The organism is Streptomyces carminius (genome assembly GCF_002794255.1).
GTDB classification, from domain to species: Bacteria; Actinomycetota; Actinomycetes; order Streptomycetales; family Streptomycetaceae; genus Streptomyces; species Streptomyces carminius.
This window is the reverse complement of sequence record NZ_PGGW01000008.1, coordinates 210575-230668: the sequence shown is the minus strand read 5'-3', so window position 1 is coordinate 230668 and position 20094 is coordinate 210575. Positions and strand designations below refer to the sequence as shown.

Below are 20094 nucleotides of genomic sequence, written 5' to 3'. Positions count from 1 at the left end.
CACTGTTTCGAATGAACGGTTCCGGCCGGAGGGCGGATGCCGGCTCCCGGAAGGCTCAGCCGGGAAAACGGCCCGTGCTGCGCAGTTGCCACCGCCGTTCGGCGTAGGCGAGGTCGTCGCGCCACAACCGGGCCGCGGTGCGCCGCACCAGCGGGCGCAGCAGCGGGGCCGCCGCCCGGGCCAGGGCGAAGCCGGGGCGGTCGGAGGTGGCGAGCACCGCCTCGGTGACGACGGTACGGGGCCGGCCCCGCTCGTCCTCGCCCAGCGGGGTGGCGTGCGTCTCCACCACCGACGACACCCCCTCCCCCTCGGTGATGCGCATCACCACGGTGCGCGGCTCGGGGGCGGTGAAGACCGCCCGCACCGGGACCGCGCCGCGCGAGGCCACCCGGAAGGTGACCTGGACGGTGAAGCGGTCCTCGGCCGGGTCGGAGGGTTCCGGGCCGGTCCCGGGTGCCTGGAGCACCGTCAGACCGGTGAAGGAGTAGGGGTGGAACCAGGCGCCGTGCCAGGGGTCGAGGCGGTTGGCGACGACGTCCTCCGGTTCGCAGACGCCCTCGGCCTCGGTGACCGCGCACAGCGAGGCGTCCCGGGCGGGCCGTTCGGGTACCACCGGGCGCTCCAGCGGCTCCTCGCCGCCGGCCGCGTCCAGCCGGACCCAGGCCAGGACGCCGTCGTCGTGGACCGGGTACGGTTCCCAGCCGGCGCCGCCGCGGCCGTCCAGGGCCAGCCCGTGCCAGTGGCAGACCAGTCGGCCGCAGTGCACGGGGCTGTCCTTCAGCGGCGCGCCCAGGTGGGGGCAGGCGCCGGGTCCCGCGGTCAGCCGGCCGGCCTCGTCGCGCCAGGCGACCACCTCCGTGCCCGCGACGGTGCGTCCGTGGGCGCGGCCGGGCCGTATCCGCTCGGACGGTCCCAGCACGTACCAGTTCCCCGAGGGCCGGGCGGTGGCCCGTTTCAGGGCGGCCGCGATGACGGCCGGTGAGGCGTCGCGCCAGGTGGGCCGCTGTGTGGCCCAGTCCACCGGGGCGGCCGGCCGCAGCGGCAGCCCGCGGCGCGGCAGGGTGGGGAGGCGGAGGGGACGGCGGACGGGAAAGCGAGCGGGGCGGGACGGGCCGCCGCTTCGGCGGAGTGGTTCGCGGGTCATGGCAGGGCCCTCCTGCGGAAGACGGTGCGGGCCGGGCGGCCGGCGGGTTCCGGGTCCTCGGCCGGCCGCCCGGCGGGTACGGCGCGGTGCCGCGCCCGGGCGGCGGCGAGCCGGGCCAGTCCGTCCAGGGCGACGGCGGCCCGGCGGCGGCCGGGCACGGCGACCCGGCGGTGCAGCACGTCGTAGCCGGCGTCCTCGATCCGCTCCAGGATGCCGCCGTAGAGGGTGAACGCCGTACGGATGCAGGGCCGGGCGACGGGGTCGAGCATGGCGATGCCGGGGCGGGCCTCGCGGTACACCGACCGGGTGTGCGCGGCGACCTCGCGCAGTGCCGCGCGCACCCGGGGGTGGCCGCGTCCGGTGTCGCGGCACCGGCGCAGCAGTTCGCGGTCCACCCCGTGGGCGGTGAGGACCTCGCCCGGGAGGTAGACCCGGCCGCGGTCCAGGTCCTCGCCGACGTCGCGCAGGAAGTTGGTGAGCTGGAAGGCCACCCCCAGGGCCGCCGCGTGCGGCTCGGCCTCCCCGCGCGGGACCACCGTGCCCAGCACGGGCACCATCTGCAGGCCGATGACTGCGGCCGAGCCGTGCATGTAGGCGTACAGGTCCCGGTAGGTGGGGTAGTCCGAGATGTCCAGGTCCATCCGCATGGAGGCCATGAAATCGGCGAACAGTCCGGGATCGATGCGGTAGGCGGCGGCGGTGTGGGCCAGCGCGCGCAGCACGGGGACGGTGCTGTCCGCGCTCGGTCCGGCGCGCAGCTCCTTCTCCAGCGCGTCCAGTTCCCCGGCGCGCTCGGCGGGGGTGCGGCCGGTGCCGAGGTCGTCGACGATGTCGTCCGCCCAGCGGGCGAAGCCGTACAGGGCGTGCACGGCCGGACGCCGCTCGACCGGCAGCAGCCGGGTGGCCAGGAAGTACGTCCTGCCGTGCCGGGCGTTGAGCCGGCGGCAGACGGTGTAGGCGTGACGCAGCCGCGGATCGGTGACGCCCGCGGCGTCCAGTTCCCGGGCGGTCACGGCTGTCCCACCTCCCCGGCGGCAGCGGGGAGGTGGGCGGTACGGCGGCCGGCGCGGCGCGGCGCGCCGGCCGCCGGTGGCGGGCCGGTGACGCGCCGGGCGGCCAGCTTCCCGGAGATCAGCACGGTCGGCACGCCCACGCCGGGAGTGGTGCCGCAGCCGGCCAGGACGGCGTTGTCCACGCCGCGCACCAGGTTCCCCGGGCGGAACGGCCCGGTCTGCCAGAAGGTGTGGGCGGCGGAGAAGGGGGTGCCCGCGGCGTGCCCCTGCGCGGCCCAGTCCACCGGGGTGACCAGGTGCTCCGTCTCGATGTCCGCGTCCAGCCCGGTCAGGCCCCGGCTCTCCAGCTCGGCCACCAGGGTGTCCCGGTAGCGGGGCGCCAACTCGTCCCAGGGCAGCGGTCCGGTGTCGGTGTTGGGGCAGGGCGCCAGGACGTAGAGCAGTTCGCGCCCCGGCGGGGCCAGCGCGGGGTCGGTGGCCGTGGGGCGGGTGACCAGCAGGGAAGGATCACTCATCAGGCTTCCGGTACAGGTGAGCTCGGTGAAGGTGCGCCGCCAGGCGGCACCGAAGAAGAGGTTGTGGTGGGCCAGTTCGTTCCGGGTGCGGCGGACCCCGGCGTGCAGCACCACCGCCGAGGGCGAGTGCCGCAGGGCCAGTGGGCGGCGGGGGGCGCGGCCCAGCAGCCGGTAGGCGACGGGCAGGTCGGGGGTGAGGACGACCGCGTCGCAGGGGACGCGGTCGCCGTCGCCGGTGTGGACGGCCACCACCCGTCCGGTCCGCTGTTCCAGGCGTGTCACCTCGCACCCGTACCGCAGTTCGGCGCCCGCGTCGCGGGCGGCGCCGGCCAGTGCGGCGGGCACGGCGTGCATGCCGCCGCGGGGGAACCAGACCCCGGCGACGGTGTCCATGTAGGCGATGACCGCGTAGGCGGCCAGCGCCCTGGCGGGCGCCACCCCGGCGTACAGCGACTGGAAGGTGAAGACCCGGCGCAGCCGCTCGTCGGCCAGGAACCGTCCCACCTGCCCCTCCAGCCGTCCGAAGCCGCCCAGGGCGGCGAGCCGGGCGAGGTCCGGGTGGAGCAGTTGCAGGGGGTGGTCGATGTTGCTGTCGATGAAGCGCCCCATCTGGGCCCGGTACAGGCGCTCCAGCCAGCGGCGCAGCCGCAGGTAGCCGGCCGCCTCGGCGGGTCCGGCGAAACGGCGCACCTCCTCGGCCATGGCCTCGGCGCCGGTGTGGACGTCCAGCGCGGAGCCGTCGGCGAAGCGGGCCCGGTAGGCCGGGTGCAGGGGGAGCAGCTCCAGCCGCTTCTCCACCGACTCGCCCACCGCGGCCAGCGCCTCGTCGAGCAGGTGCGGCATGGTCAGCACGGTCGGCCCGGTGTCGATGCGGTAGCCGCCGTGCTCCAGCCGCCCGGCCCGGCCGCCGGGCCCCGGGTCGCGTTCGAGGACCGTCACCCGGCGTCCGGCGCCGAGGAGGTGCAGGGCGGCCGCCAGCCCGGACAGCCCGGCGCCGACGACCACCACGTGATCGGTACGTCCCTGGACGCGTCTCACCGCCGCGCCTCCGTCTCCGGTCCGGCGGCAACCCGGACACCGTGCGCACCGTCCATTCCGGCCACGGCGCGGACCATGGCGGCCAGCCGGTCCGCGACGACCGGGTCCTCGCAGACGCCGTACAGCCTGCGCTCGGCGAGTTCGCCGAGCCGTTCGATCCGCTCCTCCACCGCGGCTCGCACCCCCAGCCCGGCCAGCACCCCGCGGAAACGTTCCAGCCGCTTCGGGGTCAGCGTGCGGTCGCCCAGGCTGCCGCGCAGCACCGCCAGGGCCGACGTGTCGCCGAGCGCCTCGGCCCGCTCCAGGGCGAGCGCCACCAGATAGGTGGTCTTGCCCTCACGCACGTCGTCCCCCGCGGGCTTGCCGGTGCTCCGGGGATCGCCGAAGACGCCCAGCAGGTCGTCCCGCAACTGGAAGGCCAGCCCCGCGTCCCGGCCCGCGGAGCGCAGCGCGCCGACGAGCCCGGGACCGGCCCCGCCCAGGACCGCACCCAGCTGCAGGGGCCGCTCGACGGTGTAGAGGGCGCTCTTGAGGTAGGCGACCCGCAGCGCGGCGGACGCCGAGGGCCGGCCGGCCGCCTGGTTGTGCAGGTCCAGGAACTGCCCGGCCACGGTCTCGGTCCGCATCGCCCGCCAGGCCCGCTGGGCCTCGCGCCGGAGCGCCGCGTCGTCCGGCAGGGACTCGGTGAACAGGTCGTCGGCCCAGGCCAGCGCGAGATCCCCGGCGAGGACGGCCACCGAGGTCCCGTACGTCTCGGGGCGGCCCACCATGCCGTCCTGCCGGTGGCGGCGGGCGAAGTCGACGTGGAGGGCCGGGCGGCCCCGGCGCAGGGCCGAGTCGTCCATCAGGTCGTCGTGGACCAGGGCGCAGGTCTGCAGCAGTTCCAGGGCCGCGGCGGTCCGCAGGACGGCGGGCGCGCCGGTGCCGTGCGGGGCGCCGCCGGCGGCCCGCCAGCCCCACCACAGGAAGCCGGCCCGTGTCCGCTTGCCGCCGCGCAGCGCGAACCGCGAGATCCCGGCGGCCAGCTGGGCACCGAAGGTGCCGTCGATGTCCTCGGCCTCGGCACACCGCTCGGCCACGTAGTCGCGCAGGGCCTTCTCCACCCGGGGGCGGACCTCGTCGGTACCGGAGGCGGCCGCCCCGCGTGCTTCCCGTGCCGGCGCGGATGCCGGCGGTACGGGTGGCCGGGCCGGCTCCGGCTGTCCGTCGTGGGCGCCGCCGGGGGCACCCGGGCTGATCATGGCAGTCGGGTTTCTCACGCCGCGGACCGCCCGGTGCGGGGGCCGGCGGTGGCAGGCCGTACGGACACGGCCGCGGACGGGGTACTGCTGGCGAGCATCATGGCCCTTTCCTCGTCACCATCAGGGGCGTTGGGCGCTGTGACGGTTGTGGGCGGGTGCCCCCGCTCGGTGGCCGGAAACCCCGGTGGAACCGTTGCGGACCCTCTGCCGGAATTGTGGCCGCCGGCCTTCCGCGCCCCTGGCAGGCGGGGGTGTACGGCGGTGGCTCACGGCTCGTCTCCACCCGATCGACGCAGACCCGCGCCACGGGCCGGGTGCGCCGTCGGCGCGGGCCCCGGCCGCCGTGGACGGTCGCCGTGGACGGCCCTGCCAGGGCTCACGCCGTGCCCGGCGAGCGGCCCAGCAGGCTGTCGTCGAGGCGGGCCAGCAGGTCCGCCGGGTTCTCGTAGACCTCCACGGCGCCCGCGTCCAGCAACTCCTGCCGGGTCAGCCCGCCGGAGAGCACGCCCAGACAGGGCACGCCCGCCCGCTCGCAGGCGGCCACGTCCCACACGGTGTCGCCCACGAACACCGCCCGGTCGGGGGCGACACCGGCCCGGTCGAGTGCGGAGACCACCAGGTCGGGTGCCGGTTTGCTGGCCTCGACGTCGTCGGAGCTGGTCGCGCCGGCGACCACGTCGTCCGCGCCCACCGCCCGCCGCATCACCGCCAGCTCGTCGCCGTGCGCAGAGCTGGCCAGTACGACCGTCCAGCCCCGCTCCGCGCAGGCCCGCAGCAGCTCGGCGGCTCCCTCCAGCGGGGCCAGCCGCGGCCAGTACTCGGCGTACAGGGTCCGGTGGGCGGCGGTGACGGCCCCGGCCTCCGCCGGATCGTGGTCCTCGCCCAGCAGCCGGTCGAGGAGCTGGTCGCTGCCCATGCCGATGGTCCGGTGGATCAGGGACATCGGCACCCGGCGGCCCGCCTGCCTCAGCGCCTCCCACCAGGCCACGGTGTGCAGATAGGTGGTGTCCACCAGGGTGCCGTCCACGTCGAAGAGCACCGCCCGTCCCGTTCCGCCGCCGCTCATGTGCTGTCCTTCCGCCGGCCCGTGCCGTCCGTCGCACCCGGCTTCTCCGGGTTCTCCAGGTGCCCGGGTACCCGGACGGGCCGCGGTCATGGACGCGCCTCACCCGTCCGGGCCGCTCCAGGCGGACAGGGCGCGGCGGCTGGTGAACCGCCGGGGGCGGCCGGTGACGGGATCGGTGAACTCCAGGACCTTGGCCAGCAGCTGCAACGGGCTGCCGAAGTCGTCCGGGGCGCGCTCGACGGGGCGGGGGTAGACCGGGTCGCCCAGGATGGGGACGCCCAGACCGCTCATGTGCAGCCGCAGCTGGTGGGTGCGGCCGGTGCGGGGCAGCAGCCGGTAGCGGCCGAGTCCGCCGCGGCGCCCGGCCAGCTCGATCCGGCTGACGCTGTTGGGCTCCCCCGGCACCTCGTACGCGGCGATGACCCCGCGCTCCTTGACGATGCGGTTGCGCACCGTGCGGGGCAGTTCCAGGGCCGGGTCGTACGGTGCGACGGCCTCGTACTCCTTGTGCACCCGCCGGTCCCGGAAGAGGTTCTGGTAGGCGGCGCGGTGTGCGGGGCGGACGGTGAACAGCACCAGGCCCGCGGTGAGCCGGTCCAGCCGGTGCGCCGGGCTGAGTTCGGGCAGTGCCAGATCGCGGCGGAGCCGGGCCAGGGCGGTCTCGGTGACATGCCGGCCGCGCGGGGTGGTGGCCAGGAAGTGCGGTTTGTCCGCCACGACCAGGACGTCGTCGCGGTACAGCACCTCCACCTCGTACGGCACCGGCACCTCGTCCGGCAGCTCCCGGTGGAACCACACGTACGCCCCCGGCGTGTACGGGGCTCCCGGGGCGAGCGGCCCGCCGGCGCCCCACACCGCGCCGCCGGACAGCATGGCGTCGATCCGTTCCGGCGGCACCGCGGGCAGCCGGTCGACCAGGTGGTCGCGGACCGTCGCCCAGTCACCGGTCCCGGGCAGCCGGAGGCGGACCGGGTCTATGCCGTGCCGCTGGGGCAGCGGGGCGGGCGGTGCCGTGCGTCTGCGTCTCATCGCGGTGCCCAAGCCTACGCGGGAAGGCGGTACGGAACGGGACGGGCCCGGCGGTACGGACCGGGCATAGGATCGGACCGCCCGTCCCCAGGAGGTGCCGTGTCCGAGCAGGAGACACCCCGTGTTCTGGCCGATCTCGGCGACCGCGCCGACCGGGCGCCCGCGGAGCGCGGCGGCGCCCTGTGGCGGCTGGCCGAGTCCGGCCGGCAGCTCGACGCCAATCTGGTGCGGCTGCCGCCGGGGGCGGCCGTCGGCGAGCACGCCGAGAACGATCTGGACGTACTGCTGCTGGTGGTCGGCGGCGGCGGGGAGCTCGAGGACGGCGCGGGCGGACGGCAGGCGCTCGCGCCCCAGCGGCTGGTGTGGCTGCCGCGCACCTCGCGGCGGTCGCTGCGGGCGGGGCCCGACGGGCTGGTCTACCTGACCGTTCACCGGCGGCGGCCGGGCATGACCGTCGGCGCCCGCCCGCCCTCTCCCGCGGCGGACGCGGTGGCCGCGGCGGACGGCGGTGAGCCGCCGTGCATGCTGGACCGGGTCTGCCCGGCCTGCGGCCGCATGAACGAGACGGCGGGCGCCGTCCGCTGCGAGCGGTGCGGGGAACCGCTGCCGTCCGCGACGGACCGTTGAACCGCGCCGGTCCCGGCGTCAGGCGCCCCGGCAGCTGTAGAGCACCAGCAACAGCAGAGCCGTGCCGGCCAGGCTGATCAGGAGCGAGCCGAGGCAGCCGGACCGGTTGGAGAAGAAGACGAACACGTTCACCGTCCTGTGCGGATACGGCCCGGCGCCCCCGCGGGTCGGAGTGCCGGGCCGCGCGATCGTGGTGGCCGCACCGCTGTGCCGCCGTCCGCCTCCGTACCGGCCGTCCCGCGCGTCCCTCGGCCGGTCCCGGACGGGCTGACCTGCCCTCCGGTACCCGGGCCGAGGGGGCGGAAACCCGCGGGCCGGGCGGGGTGCGGCGGGCGGGGGGACCGCCGCACCCCGGTCACCGGGGTGCGTGCCGGTCCGCGTCAGGAACCGGTGCGGGGGGTGGAGGGGACGGCCGGGGAGCCGGTGGCCGTGAAACCGGACGCCGCCGGTCCGCCGGGGTCCGGCCGCGCGTTCCGGCCGGTGCCCGGCACGGTCACCGGGCCGCCGGAGCGGATGGGCGCGGTGTTCCGGACCGGACGCTGCCGGTCTCCGGCCCGTCCGCCGGGACCGGCGCCGCCCGCCGGCCCTCCGAGGGGGCGGGGACGTTGCCGTGCACCGTCACCTCGGCCCGGAAGCTCCCGGTCCGCCGGTCCGCGGTCCGGTGGTCGGCGGAGTAGGTGAGCCCGTGGCCGAAGGGGAACAGCGGAGTCTTGCCGTCGCCGTCGTTGACGGGCTGCTGGCTCACGGAGCGCATCCAGGTCATCGGCAGTTTCCCCGTCGGCGCGTGGTCGCCGTAGAGCACATCGGCCACCCCGGCGCCCTCGGTGCCGGGCAGCCAGGCCGCCAGCAGCGCGTCCCAGCCGTCGAGCCGCTCCGCGATGTCCAGCGGACGGCCGGAGACGAGCACGACCACGACCGGCACCCCGGAGGCCCGCAGCCTCTCCAGGGTGGCCAGGTCCTCCCGGTCCAGGCCCATCGAGCCGCGCCGGTCGCCCTCCATCTCCGCGTACGGGGTCTCGCCGACGACGGCCACCGCCACGTCGTAGGAGCCGTCGACGCCGTCGCCGTACCGGTCGTAGGTCACCCGCGACGGGTCGGAGGCCAGTGACCGCATGCCCTCCACAACGGTGGTCCCCGGGGTGATGTCCCCGCTTCCGCCCTGCCAGGTGATGGTCCAGCCACCGCTCTGGTGGCCGATGTCGTCGGCGTTCTTGCCCGCCACGAAGACCTTGGCCGACTTGTCCAGCGGCAGGACGCCGCCGGAGTTCTTCAGCAGCACCTGGGACTTGCGCACCGCCTCGCGGGCGAGCCGGCGGTGGGCGTCGGAGCCGATGGTGGCGGTGTAGGAGCGGTCGGTGTAGGGGTTCTCGAAGAGGCCCAGTTCGAACTTCTTCGCCAGGATGCGGCGGTTGGCGTCGTCGACGCGTTCCATCGGGATCCGCCCGGCCCGCACCTCGCCGCGCAGCAGCTCGGTGAACCTGCGGTAGTCGTACGGCACCATGACCATGTCGATGCCGGCGTTCACCGCGTCCCGCACCTCGGCGGCGGTGAAGCCCTCCCGGCCGTCGAGTTGGTCGACGCCCGCCCAGTCCGAGACGACGAAGCCGGTGAAGCCCAGCTCGCCCTTGAGGACGTCGGTGATCAGATGGCGGTGCCCGTGCATCCGCACGCCGTTCCAGCTGCTGTAGGAGACCATCACCGAACCCACCCCGCGTTCCACCGCCGCCCGGAACGGCGGGAGGTGGATCTCGCGCAGTTCCGCTTCGCTCAGCTCGGTGTTCCCCTGGTCGACGCCGCCGGTGGTGCCGCCGTCGCCGAGGTAGTGCTTGGCGGTGGCCAGGATCGAGCCGGGCGCGTCCAGGGAGGGGCCCTGGAGGCCGTCGATCAGCGTGGTCATCGCGCCGGGCAGTTCGGGCTTCTCGCCGTAGGACTCGTAGGTGCGTCCCCAGCGGTCGTCGCGGGCCACGCACAGGCAGGGCGCGAAGGTCCAGTCGATACCGGTGCCGGCGACCTCCTCGGCGGTGGCGCGGCCGATCCGCTCCACCAGTTCGGGGTCGCGGGTGGCGCCGAGGCCGATGTTGTGGGGGAAGACCGTGGCACCCCGCACGTTGTTGTGGCCGTGGACGGCGTCCACGCCGTAGATCAGGGGGATGCCCAGCGGGGTGGAGAGCGCGGCCCGCTGGAACGAGTCGTACATCTCCGCCCAGGCCTGGGGGGTGTTGGGGGTGGGGGCGGAGCCGCCCCCGGAGAGGACCGAGCCGATGCGGTAGGCCGCCAGGTCCGACTGGTCCTCCAGCGCGCCGCGGTCGACCTGGGTCATCTGCCCGATCTTGTCGTCGAGCGTCATCCTGGCCAGCAGGTCCTCGACGCGGTCGTCCACCGGCAGGGCCGGGTCCTCGTAGACCGGTGGCGCGTCGGCCGAGGCCACCGCGGGTGCGCTGTTCAGCGTGCACGCGGCCATGAGGGTCACGGCGGCTCCCGCGGTGAACCTCCGTAACCTGCCGCGCAGCGCGGTCCGTCCGGCGGCCGGTTCGCCGGCTGGTCCGCCGGCCCCTCTCGTCGTCCATCTCGTCACGGCGTCGTCCTTCCGGTGGGGGCGGAAACACACGGTCCGGTGTCTCACCGGTCCGGCCGACGGCCACCGGGCCGGTCCGGACAGTTCCTCGGCGGCGGTGAACTGGTCTCGGGTGGCTCTTCGGTTCTCGTGACTTCTTCGGCGGGGGCTGGTACGGGCCGTCCGGCCCCGGCGGAGGAGACACCGGGGCCGGACGGGTGACCGGTTCGGTGGCGCGCCCTCATCGCGCCACCGAACCGGGGTTCCCGTCCGGGACTCCAGGCGCGGTCGAGCCGGCCGGACGGGCGGTCGGCGGTCAGGGGCGCAGCGGCGGCTCCGCGTTGCGCACCAGTTCCAGGACCTGCTGCGGGAACCACTGGCCGGCGGGCGGGTCGATCATGCCGCGCGCGGGGTCCTCCGGTCCTTCCGTGCCGCGCAGGCACTCGCCGTCCGACTCACCGGGGATCTTGATCCACAGGTGGGCGTCGTTCAGCGGATCACCGGTGGCGGTGGTCGGCCGCTTGCCCAGACCGCGGTCCGGCGGGTTGCACCATTCCTGGGGGTCGGGGTACTGGTCGGTGTCCGGGGTCCAGGGGCCCTGGCCGTTGCGGCTGGTGTCGGTGACGAAGTGGGGCTGGTCGGCCGGGTCAGGGGTGACGTTCTCGTCCAGCCAGGCCTGTGCGTCCTCCTGGTCCCACCACTGGTTCGGACAGTCGGCCGGGTCACCGCCGCCTGCGGCGTACTCCAGACAGCCGGAGACCAGTTCGCCGTAGCGGGCCAACTCCTCGTCGGACCGGTAGTTGGAGGCGTTGAGGTAGAAGCCCCGGGTCTTCTCGACCCCCGCCTCGATCAGTCGCGGCACGATGGAGTTGACGCTGTGCCAGCCGCTGTGGCCGGCGTCGAGGTAGACGGTGGTACCGGGCAGGGCGGTGAGGGTGTCGACGGCGTAGCCGACCTCAGCGTAGCGGGCGGCGGTCAGGGTTCCCTCCTCGTCGTCCTGTCCGCAGTCGGAGGGCAGCAGGGCCAGGGAGTCGGGCTCCAGGATCACCAGCGCCTTCTTCTTGCCGATGCCCTTGGCGACCTCGTCGATCCACGCCTGGTACTCGGCGGTGTCGGCGGCCCCGCCCGCCGAGTACTGCGAGCAGTCCCGGCCGGGGACGTTGTAGAGGGTCAGCACCGGCAGTGCCCGCTTGCGCGCCGCGTCCCGCACGACCTCGCGGACCTCGCCGCGGATGAGGCTGTCGTCGCCCCGGCCGTTGAACCACACGGACTGCGGAGTCCGCACCATCCGTGCGACGGCGAGGGCGTCCTTGTGCTTCCCGGCCCTCACCAGCTCCCGGATCTGGTCGTACGCGTCCGGGTTGGCGGGCGGTGTGTACAGGCGTGTCCCGCTCGGCCTCCGGTCGTCCTTCCCCGCCTCCGGCGAGCCGGCCGCGGCGCCGGCCGTTCCCGTGGTCCCCGCGAGCAACACCAGCGCGGCGGTGGCGACGGCGGCGCTCCCCCGCCCGTTCTCCCGCCTGTTTCTCCGTCTGTGCACGTGTTTCGGCTCCTGACGTGAGCGGTCCGGCGGAGCACTCCCCGAGTCGGTCCCCCTCGTGGGAGCGCTCCCATATCCGCTGCCAGACCTTCTACCCGTCCGGACCGCGCGTCAAGACCCCCCGTCCCGGTTTTCTTCGGCACGGCTCCCGGCACCCGGCGCCCGACCGCCGGCCCGTTGCGGAGGCGAACAACAGTGCCGGTTTCCGCATATGCCCGCGCAGCCGTCGGCGGCCGGCGGCCGCACCGCGCGGCACTCCTCCTCTAGAGTCGGGGACATGACCCCAGCCGAGGGGAGCGTACGGATCGACAGCTGGATCTGGTCCGTCCGGCTCACCAAGACACGATCGGCCGCCGCCGCCGCCTGCCGCGCCGGCCATGTCCGGATCAACGGGGAGCGCGCCAAACCCGCCGCCCCGGTGCGCTCCGGTGACGAGGTACGCCTGCGCCACTCGGGACATGAGCGGATCGTGGTCGTCAAGCGCCTGGTACGCAAGCGCGTCGGCGCGCCCGTCGCGGCGGAGTGCTTCGTCGACAACAGCCCGCCGCCGCCACCGCCCGAGTACACCGCTCCCGCGGCCCGGCGCGAACGGGGCGCCGGACGGCCCACCAAACGGGAGCGGCGCGATCTGGAGCGGCTGCGCGGCCGCGGGACCGCCGACCGGGATTAGCGGGCGAGAACACCACAGCGATTCCGGGTCTTGAGGGACCGGAAGCGGACGCCCGGTGGGCTCTGCGCGGGCCGGCTCGCGCAGAGCCCACCGGGCGTCCATCGGGGAGCGCCGGAAGAAACACCGGTACGAGCCCGAAGCCGGCACGGCACCGGAGCGGTCCGTCCGGCACCTCAGCCCGGCGCACCGCCACCACCAGGGGAAATGCTTCTGCCCGCCGTTCTCGGTGAGTTGTCCACACTTGTTTCCCTCTGAACGGCCATACGGCTACCATCGCCCCGTTCGACGCCGCCCTCACCAGCGGCGGCCCATCACCACAACCACCGCTGGGGAGACATGGCACCGCGCGTCACCGTGCCGGGACGGCAGAGGCGAAGGACGAAGAAGGGCTCGTCCCGCCTGGAATCACTCCGGACAGCCCTGCTCATCCTGGCCGTCGTCCCCAGCGTGGCACTGGCCGCCCTGTGGACGGTCAGCACCGTGCAGCTCGGGACCACCTGGCAGAACCGGGACACCCAGCACACCATCGCCAACCGCGCCGCGTACCCGGCCACGGACGTCCTCCTCGCCCTGCAGATGGAGCGGGGGATCAGCGCCTTCGCACTGAACGACCCCGGCGCCGGCCGCCCCGCCCTGGAGAAGCAGCGCAAGCGCACCGACCGGGCCGTGCGCACCTTCGAGTCCCTCTCCGACATCGAGATCTCCGACACCTATCCGCAGACGCGGGACGGACTGACGGAGATCCGCGGGAAACTGGGCGAACTCGGCGAGATCCGCGCGGCCATGGACGGCGGGGACGCCACCCAGCAGCAGGTCTACGAGCGCTTCAACGGGCTGACCGCCGCCGGCCTCCGGTTCTTCGAGTCCCTCGGCCAGACGGAGGACCTGGAGCTGACCGTCCTCAGCGGGCCCCTGAACAACCTTTCCAGGGCCCAGGAGATGCTCTCCCGCCAGGACGCCCTGCTGGCCAGAGACCCGGACGAGTTCGGCCCCGCCGAGTACGACCAGTTCGTGGAACTGGTCAGCGTCCAGCGGTACCTGGTCGAGCAGGGGTACGAGCCCCACCTCCGCGACAGCGAGGCCGCGGCTTACCGGAAGATGGTCGACGGCGATGCCTGGCAGGCCGTCGCCGGCATGCAGGACGCCCTGCTGCGTTCCTCCGGCAGCAGTGCCTCCACCGTCCTGGAGGACGGCGGGGCCGCTCGCTGGCAGCAGGCGTCCGCCCAGGTGCACGAACAGCTCGGCAGGCTGTCCGGCATACGGGTCGAGTTCGTCTGGGCGGCGGGCGACGCCTCCATGGAGTCGCTGCTGAACCGGCTGGTCACCACGAGCGCCGTCGGTCTGGGCGCGGTGGTGGTCGTCGTCCTGCTCAGCCTCTGGCTCACCAGCCTGCTGCGGCGGCGCGTCCTGGCGCTGCGCGACGAGGCGCTGGAGCTGGAGCAGAAGCTGCCCGGCATCGTGGAGCGACTGCGCCGGGGCGAGAACATCGACGTCGACGCCGAGGTCTCCGAGGTCAGCCACGGTGACGACGACCTCGGCCGGCTCGGCCAGGCCCTCAACACCGCCCGCCGCAGCGCCATCGAGACCGCCGTGCGGGAGACGGAACAGCACCGCGGCTTCGAGCGGCTCCTGCAGCGCATCGCCCGCCGCACCCAGCTGCTCATCGGTCTGCAGCTCAAGAAGCTCGACGAGATGGAACGCCGGCACGAGGACCCCGAGGTGCTGGAGGGGCTGTTCGACCTCGACCACCTCACGGCCCGGCTGCGCCGCTACGAGGAGAACCTGGTCATCCTCGGCGGCGGTCAGCCCCAGCGGCGCTGGCGCAGACCGGTGCGGGCGCTGAACATCCTGCGTGCCGCGCTGGGAGAGGTACGGGACTACCGCCGCATCCACATCGAGGTCGAGGGGCAGCCCTGGCTGTCCGAACGCGCCGTGGGGCCGACCGTCCACATCCTGGCCGAGCTGATGGAGAACGCCACCACCTTCTCCAAGCCCCCCACTCCCGTGGAGGTACGGGCCGGACTGGTGGGACGGGGCCTCGCCGTGGAGATCGAGGACCGCGGTCTGGGCATGGAGCCCGAGGAGTACGAGCGGATCAACCGGCTGATGGCCGAGCCGCCCAGGATGGACATCATGTCCCGGGTCGACGACGTCCGGCTCGGTCTGTACGTGGTCGCACGGCTCGCCCACGGTCTGGGAGTGGACGTGGAGCTGCGTCCGTCGGTCTTCGGCGGCACCCGGGCGATCGTGCTCATACCCGCCGAACTGATCGCGGACGGACCGGGTCCGGACGGGGCGGGAAGTGAGGAGACCGGGCAGACACCGCTGCGGGGGGTCCCGGACCCGGTCCGGGAGACACCCGCCGAACTGCCGGCCCGCTCGCGCGGTCAGGCGATGGGCACGGTAATCTCCGTCCCCGCCCCGCGGGACGAAGCACGGCCCGGCACGCGGCCCCGGTCCTCCGGGGATCCCTCTCCCGACGCCGCGGCGCACCCACTGCCCAAGCGGGTCCGCCGGGCCAGTCTCGCCGCCGAACTCAGGGAGCCGGAGCAGCCTTCCGGCAGCACCCCCCAGGAGGAAACCGGACCGCATCCGCAACCCGCCCGCTCCGGCGCCGCCATCGGCGCCTTCCAGCGGCAGTCCCGCGCCGCACACCGACAGTCCTCCCCAGACGGCCACCCCCCGACCGGCGGCAGTACGCCGGGCCGTAACCAGAACGCGACGGAAGACCCACGATGACACAGCGAACCACCGCCACCGACCAGGACCTGGACTGGCTGCTGGACGGACTGGTCGATCAGGTGGCGGGCACCAGGCACGCCATCGTCCTGTCCGACGACGGGCTGGTCGTCAGCCAGTCCCGCACCATCGATCGCACCGACGCCGAACGACTCGCCGCCGTGGCCACCGGGCAGCAGAGCCTCGCCCGGGGAGTGGACGAACTCTTCCGCGGCGGGCCGGTGCGTCAGGTCATCGTGGAGCTGGCAGACCTGTGGCTCTTCATCACCGCTGCCGGCAAGGGGACCCATCTGGCCGTCGTGGCGTCCCAGGACGTCGACGCCGAGGTGATGGCGGTCGCCATGCACACCCTCGTCCAGCAGGTCGGCCAGAAGCTGGGCACCGAGGCCCGTACCGACGGCACGGTCACGGACGGAGGCTGATGTGGGTGGCCACTGGACGGACGACGACCCGGGATACGAGGAGGCCGACGACTCCCTGGTCCGGCCTTATGCCATCACCCGTGGCAGGACTGTTCCGGAACGTGGTGACCTCGGTCTGATCACAGTGGTGACCACCGTCGAGCTCCAGGGCGACCAGCCACCGGTCAGAGGGCTGGAGCCGGAGCACCAGGCCATTGTGGAGCAGTGCCGCGGGTCGGCCGCCGTCGCGGAGATCGCCGCGGCGCTCGACCTGCCCGTGTCGGTGACGAAGATCCTGATCGACGACCTGGTGTCGCTCGGCAGGGTGACGGTCCGGCCACCGCTGGTGGCCCGGGAAAACGGTGGACTGAACGTGACTCTTCTGCAGGCGGTGAGGGATGGACTCCGGAAACTCTGATCACCCGGCCGGGCGGGGGGACGGCCCAGCCACCCCCTCGGCCGTCAAGATCCTGATCGCCGGCGGCTTCGGGGTGGGCAAGACGACCCTGGTCGGAGCGGTCAGCGAGGTGTCTCCGCTGCGCACCGAGGAGTACCTGACACAGGCGAGTGTCGGCGTCGACGACATCGAGGGACTGACGGACAAGAGCACCACGACGGTGGCGCTCGACTTCGGCCGGATCACCATCCACCCCGAACTGGTGGTCTACCTGTTCGGCACACCGGGCCAGGAGCGCTTCTGGTTCATGTGGAACGACCTGGTGAACGGTGCGCTGGGCGCGGTCGTACTGGTCGACACCAGACGGCTGGACGTCAGCTTCGCCTCCATCGACTTCTTCGAGAGCCGGGGCATCCCCTTCGTGGTGGGGGTCAACTGCTTCCACGGCCACTGCGACCGCACCGCGGAGGAGGTCCGTGAGGCCCTCGACCTGGATCCCGGCGTCCCGCTGCTGATGGGGGACGTACGGCGCCAGGATGTCGGCCGCGATCTGCTGCTCGCGCTGGTCGATCTGCTGTTGTCCCGGCCGGCGCCCGTGGGCACACCGGCGGGCTGACCTCGCCCGCCCCGGCCACCGGTCGGCCTCGCCGTACCGGTGGCCGGGGTGGCCCCCGCCCGGATCCCGGCCGGCCGGAGCGTGCGCCGTCCCGGACTCTCCAGCCATAAAGCGGCACCCTCCGGGCAGGCGGCCAGTAGCGCGCACCGAACGGAAGGAGAGTGCGACGATGGCGCACATCGACCCGAACCCCCCGGATCCGGTCAGCGATGCCTGGAACACGGTGGCCAGCTACTCCGCCTACGAGGAGGCCCAGGCCGCGGTCGACCGGCTCTCCGACGAGAAGTTCCCCGTGGAGCACATCGACATCGTCGGGTCGGACCTGCGCCTGGTCGAGCATGTCACCGGCCGGATGACCAAGGGCCGCGCGGCTGGGCTCGGCGCCGCCAGCGGTGCCTGGTTCGGCCTCTTCATCGGTCTGCTGGTGGGATTGTTCACCCCCGGTCCCGCCTGGCTGGGACTGATCCTCGGTGGTCTGCTCATCGGCGCGCTGTGGGGCGCGGCCTTCGGTTTCGTCGGTCACGCGGCGACCGGCGGACGCCGTGACTTCTCCTCGACCCGGTCCCTGGCCGCCGCCCGCTACGACGTCATCGTGCGCGGCGGACACGCCGATCAGGCCCGCACCATCCTCCAGCGCGAGGGGCTGACCGGAACCGCCTGAGACGTCCTCACCCCTCCTCACGGGCGGGGGCACCACGCCCCGCGCCGGTTCAAAGTCCCGGCTCCGGACGTTCCCCGGCGCGCCACCGGGAGCCGGACGGTACGGGCCGCCGGTCAGCCGGCGGTCCCGGTGGCCCGGTAGGCCCCGGGGACGGCGGCGGTGTCGGCGGCCCCGGAATGCCCGGCACTCCCGGGTGACGCGGCCAGGGAGACGCGCTCCACCGTCCGCCGCTCCTCCGCGGGGTGCTGCCCGGCAGGGGAGGCGGCCCGGTCCCGTCCGGCCGCGGCCCCGGACATCGGGGTGACGGCGGAGACCGGGGCGGAGGCCGCGGAGCCGCCGTCCCGCCCGGCCGCGTGACGGCCGGCCTCGGCTCCCGGAGAACCGGCGGACGCCGGGGCGGCGCTTCTCGAGCGGTCCCGCTCTACCGCGGGGACCGCGGCCGGACCAGGGCCGGGGGGCACGACCGGAACGGTGGCCCGGGTACCGGACCCGGTGCTCAGCCGGTGACTGACGGCTTCATCCAGAGTGACGGCACGCTGGAGCCGGTCGGCCAGCCGTCCGGCCTCCGCGCCGAGGGCGGCGATGTCCGCCCAGTCCAGGTCGAGCACCACGTGGAGTTCGGCCCTCCCGGACGGAAGGGCCCGCAGGGGAAGGCTGCTTCGCTCTGTCATCGGCATGTCCTCACGGTGGGCGGCAGACGGAACGGCCCGTGCCCCGCCGCGAGCGCCGCAGGGCACGCGAAGGGGTACGCAGCGGCGGCCCCGCCCGTTCATCCGCCTGGCCGTGTGCCCGGTGGCCGGGCCGTGAGGCGGGGTTTCCAAGTGCTCCCACGGCCGTTACAGTTCTGCGTGGGAGCGCTCCCACGCCGCTCGGCCGAGAGCGGGACCGGTTCCCCGGGCCCTGGTACGACCGGGCCCGGCGGCCACCGCGACCGGACACGACCGGGCCCGGAAGGCACCCGCCGCACGGCTTCCCCCACACCACGGCACCGCCGGAACCGTCCGCGCCCGTGGGCGGGCGCACCGCGCCGCCACGGACCCCGCCCGTCCGGCACTTCCCAAGGAGATCGACATGCCCCCCACCGCACGGCTCCTTTCCCGCCGCGGCTTACTGGCCGCCCCGGCCGCCGCCGCGCTGACCCTGGCGCTGTTCTCCCCGGCCGGTTCCCCCGCCGCCGCCGAGAGCGCCGATGCCCCCGCCGCGGCAGGCTGCGCGACCGCCGGGACCGACGGCTTCTGCGACGACTTCGAGTCCCAGACCGGCTCCCAGCCCTCGGGCCGCTGGACCGCCGGCGCCCCCAACTGCTCCGGCACCGGCACCGCGAGCGTGGACTCCTCGGTGGCCCACAGCGGCGGCAAGTCACTGCGGATCAACGGCGGGGGCGGCTACTGCAACCACATCTTCGTCGGGACCCCGCTGGACGACGTGGACACCTCCGGCACCTTCTGGGCCCGCTTCCAGGTGCGGCACACCACCCCGCTGCCCGCCGCCCACGTCACGTTCGCGGCCATGCACGACGCGGGCGAGAACAAGGACCTGCGCATGGGCGGCCAGAACAGCGCCCTACAGTGGAACCGCGAGTCCGACGACGCCACCCTGCCCGAGCAGAGCCCCAACGGCGTGGCGATGAGCCGCCCCCTGCCTGTCAACACCTGGACCTGCGTGGAGTTCCGGATCGACGGTTCCACCGGGCACCTGGAGACCTGGGTGGACGGCGAGGCCGTGCCGGGCCTGGCCGTCGACGGCACCCCCACCCACGACATCGACGGCCAGTGGCTGCGCAAGCCCGGCTGGCGCCCCTCCCTCACCGATCTGCGGGTGGGCTGGGAGAGCTACGGCGGGGACACCGACACCCTGTGGTTCGACGACGTCGCCGTCGGCAGCTCCCGCATCGGCTGCTGACCGGGGCGTGCACCGCGCCCCACTCCCCTGCGCCCTCCCCCACTCCCGCCCCCACGGTGAGAAGCCCCGGCGCACGGCCGTCACCGGCCGTGCGCCGGGGCGCCGGGGCCCCGGGAAGGCTGAGAAGGCGACAGGACGCCGCTCCGTTCAGCTCCTGTTCGGCCCGCTCCTCCGCGCCCTTCCCGCCGCGCCGGTCCGCGCCGCCGCCGTGGGACCGCGGTGCAGCAGCGCCCGTTCCACCGCCGTCCACACCGTGGTCGTGGCCAGGTAGAGCCCGGCGGCCAGCGGTACGAGCGCGGCGGTGACCAGCGTCCCGAAGGACAGCAGCGGCAGCACCTTCACCAGCCCCGCCGCCCCCGGCACCGTCTGTTCGAGTGCCGGGTCGACCGCCGCGCGCGCCCTTCGGTACGACCACAGCGCCACCGCGGCGAGCACCCCGAACAGCGCGAGGTACACCAGTCCCGGCGCGCCGAGCACCCCGCCGTCGGCGAGCGCGTCGGTCCAGCGGCCGCCCAGCGGGGCGGGGCCCAGCCGGTCCGCCAGCAGTCCGTTGGGCTCACCGCCCACCCGCGGAGCCGTGAACAGCCGGTACATCACGAAGAAGACCGGTAGCTGGAGCAGCGTCGGGGCGATCCCGGCCAGCGGCGAGACCCCCTCCCTGACGTGCAGTTCCAGCAGGGCCCGCCGGAGTCGTTCCGGATCCCCGGCATGCCGCTTCCGCAGCCCGGCCGTCTCCGGGGCGAGCCGGGCCCGGGCCTTCTCGCCCCGCACCCCCGCCCGTGCCAGGGGGTGCAGCAGGGTGCGTACGCACATGGTGGCCACGACGATCGCGACGGCGGTCGCCGAGGTGGCGAAGAGTGGTTCGAGTGCGCCGGTGAGCAGCGCGAAAAGCTGGGCGACAGTGCGCATGAAGGGGATCCCTCCCGGGGTCTCGTCGTGCCGGA

18 protein-coding genes are annotated in these 20094 nt (G+C 74.4%); 8 read left to right on the top strand and 10 right to left on the bottom strand.

All coding sequences use genetic code 11. The features are described from left to right. Positions 1-55 precede the first annotated feature (55 nt). The 6 genes from CUT44_RS01885 to CUT44_RS01860 form a co-directional block, all read right to left on the bottom strand. On the bottom strand, positions 56-1144 hold the full coding sequence (locus CUT44_RS01885; protein ID WP_100200305.1) for a DUF5914 domain-containing protein: 1089 nt from the start codon (positions 1142-1144) through the stop codon (positions 56-58). Next, complete coding sequence (locus CUT44_RS01880; RefSeq protein ID WP_100200304.1) at positions 1141-2157, bottom strand: phytoene/squalene synthase family protein; 1017 nt, start codon at positions 2155-2157, stop codon at positions 1141-1143. The genes CUT44_RS01885 and CUT44_RS01880 overlap by 4 nt, the downstream gene beginning before the upstream one ends. Next, positions 2154-3710, bottom strand: a complete 1557-nt coding sequence (crtI, locus tag CUT44_RS01875; protein WP_100200303.1) for a phytoene desaturase family protein — start codon at positions 3708-3710, stop codon at positions 2154-2156. The genes CUT44_RS01880 and crtI overlap by 4 nt, the downstream gene beginning before the upstream one ends. Further along, a complete protein-coding gene (locus tag CUT44_RS01870) occupies positions 3707-4969 on the bottom strand; it encodes a polyprenyl synthetase family protein (protein WP_233221111.1) in 1263 nt (420 codons plus the stop codon). Before CUT44_RS01870 ends, crtI begins: the two co-directional genes overlap by 4 nt. A gap of 358 nt (positions 4970-5327) precedes the next feature. Further along, positions 5328-6017 (bottom strand): HAD family hydrolase, encoded by a 690-nt coding sequence (locus CUT44_RS01865; RefSeq protein ID WP_100200301.1) that lies wholly within the window; start codon positions 6015-6017, stop codon positions 5328-5330. Between the two features lie 99 nt (positions 6018-6116). Then, complete coding sequence (locus tag CUT44_RS01860; protein WP_100200300.1) at positions 6117-7046, bottom strand: pseudouridine synthase; 930 nt, start codon at positions 7044-7046, stop codon at positions 6117-6119. Between the two features lie 99 nt (positions 7047-7145). Between CUT44_RS01860 and CUT44_RS01855 the strand changes: the two genes are divergently transcribed. Next, entirely contained in the window at positions 7146-7673 is a 528-nt protein-coding gene (locus CUT44_RS01855; protein WP_100200299.1) for a hypothetical protein, read from the top strand. 493 nt (positions 7674-8166) lie between these two features. On the opposite strand, the gene CUT44_RS01850 is transcribed toward CUT44_RS01855, so the two are convergent. Continuing rightward, complete coding sequence (locus CUT44_RS01850) at positions 8167-10134, bottom strand: glycoside hydrolase family 3 protein (protein ID WP_100200398.1); 1968 nt, start codon at positions 10132-10134, stop codon at positions 8167-8169. Positions 10135-10543: 409 nt separating this feature from the next. Then, complete coding sequence (locus CUT44_RS01845) at positions 10544-11764, bottom strand: glycoside hydrolase family 6 protein (protein ID WP_233221103.1); 1221 nt, start codon at positions 11762-11764, stop codon at positions 10544-10546. A 277-nt stretch (positions 11765-12041) separates the two neighbouring features. On the opposite strand from CUT44_RS01845, the gene CUT44_RS01840 reads away from it, so the two are divergent. From CUT44_RS01840 to CUT44_RS01815, 6 genes are all read left to right on the top strand, one after another. Beyond that, complete coding sequence (locus CUT44_RS01840; protein ID WP_100200298.1) at positions 12042-12434, top strand: RNA-binding S4 domain-containing protein; 393 nt, start codon at positions 12042-12044, stop codon at positions 12432-12434. 336 nt (positions 12435-12770) lie between these two features. Beyond that, positions 12771-15173, top strand: a complete 2403-nt coding sequence (locus CUT44_RS01835; RefSeq protein WP_100200297.1) for a sensor histidine kinase — start codon at positions 12771-12773, stop codon at positions 15171-15173. Beyond that, complete coding sequence (locus CUT44_RS01830) at positions 15170-15595, top strand: roadblock/LC7 domain-containing protein (protein WP_100200296.1); 426 nt, start codon at positions 15170-15172, stop codon at positions 15593-15595. The genes CUT44_RS01835 and CUT44_RS01830 overlap by 4 nt, the downstream gene beginning before the upstream one ends. A 1-nt stretch (position 15596) precedes the next feature. Next, on the top strand, positions 15597-15992 hold the full coding sequence (locus tag CUT44_RS01825) for a DUF742 domain-containing protein (protein WP_100200295.1): 396 nt from the start codon (positions 15597-15599) through the stop codon (positions 15990-15992). Beyond that, positions 15973-16587 (top strand): GTP-binding protein, encoded by a 615-nt coding sequence (locus CUT44_RS01820; protein ID WP_100200294.1) that lies wholly within the window; start codon positions 15973-15975, stop codon positions 16585-16587. The genes CUT44_RS01825 and CUT44_RS01820 overlap by 20 nt, the downstream gene beginning before the upstream one ends. A gap of 169 nt (positions 16588-16756) precedes the next feature. Beyond that, positions 16757-17248 carry a general stress protein gene (locus tag CUT44_RS01815; protein WP_100200293.1) on the top strand — a complete coding sequence of 164 codons (492 nt, stop codon included), beginning with the start codon at positions 16757-16759 and terminating at the stop codon, positions 17246-17248. Between the two features lie 113 nt (positions 17249-17361). Here CUT44_RS01815 and CUT44_RS32950 read toward each other — a convergent pair whose 3' ends face one another. Then, entirely contained in the window at positions 17362-17919 is a 558-nt protein-coding gene (locus CUT44_RS32950; protein WP_158239553.1) for a hypothetical protein, read from the bottom strand. A 400-nt stretch (positions 17920-18319) separates the two neighbouring features. On the opposite strand from CUT44_RS32950, the gene CUT44_RS01805 reads away from it, so the two are divergent. Further along, on the top strand, positions 18320-19150 hold the full coding sequence (locus CUT44_RS01805) for a hydrolase (protein WP_100200292.1): 831 nt from the start codon (positions 18320-18322) through the stop codon (positions 19148-19150). Positions 19151-19297: 147 nt separating this feature from the next. On the opposite strand, the gene CUT44_RS01800 is transcribed toward CUT44_RS01805, so the two are convergent. Beyond that, positions 19298-20059, bottom strand: a complete 762-nt coding sequence (locus tag CUT44_RS01800; protein WP_100200291.1) for a YidC/Oxa1 family membrane protein insertase — start codon at positions 20057-20059, stop codon at positions 19298-19300. Between the last annotated feature and the right edge of the window lie 35 nt (positions 20060-20094).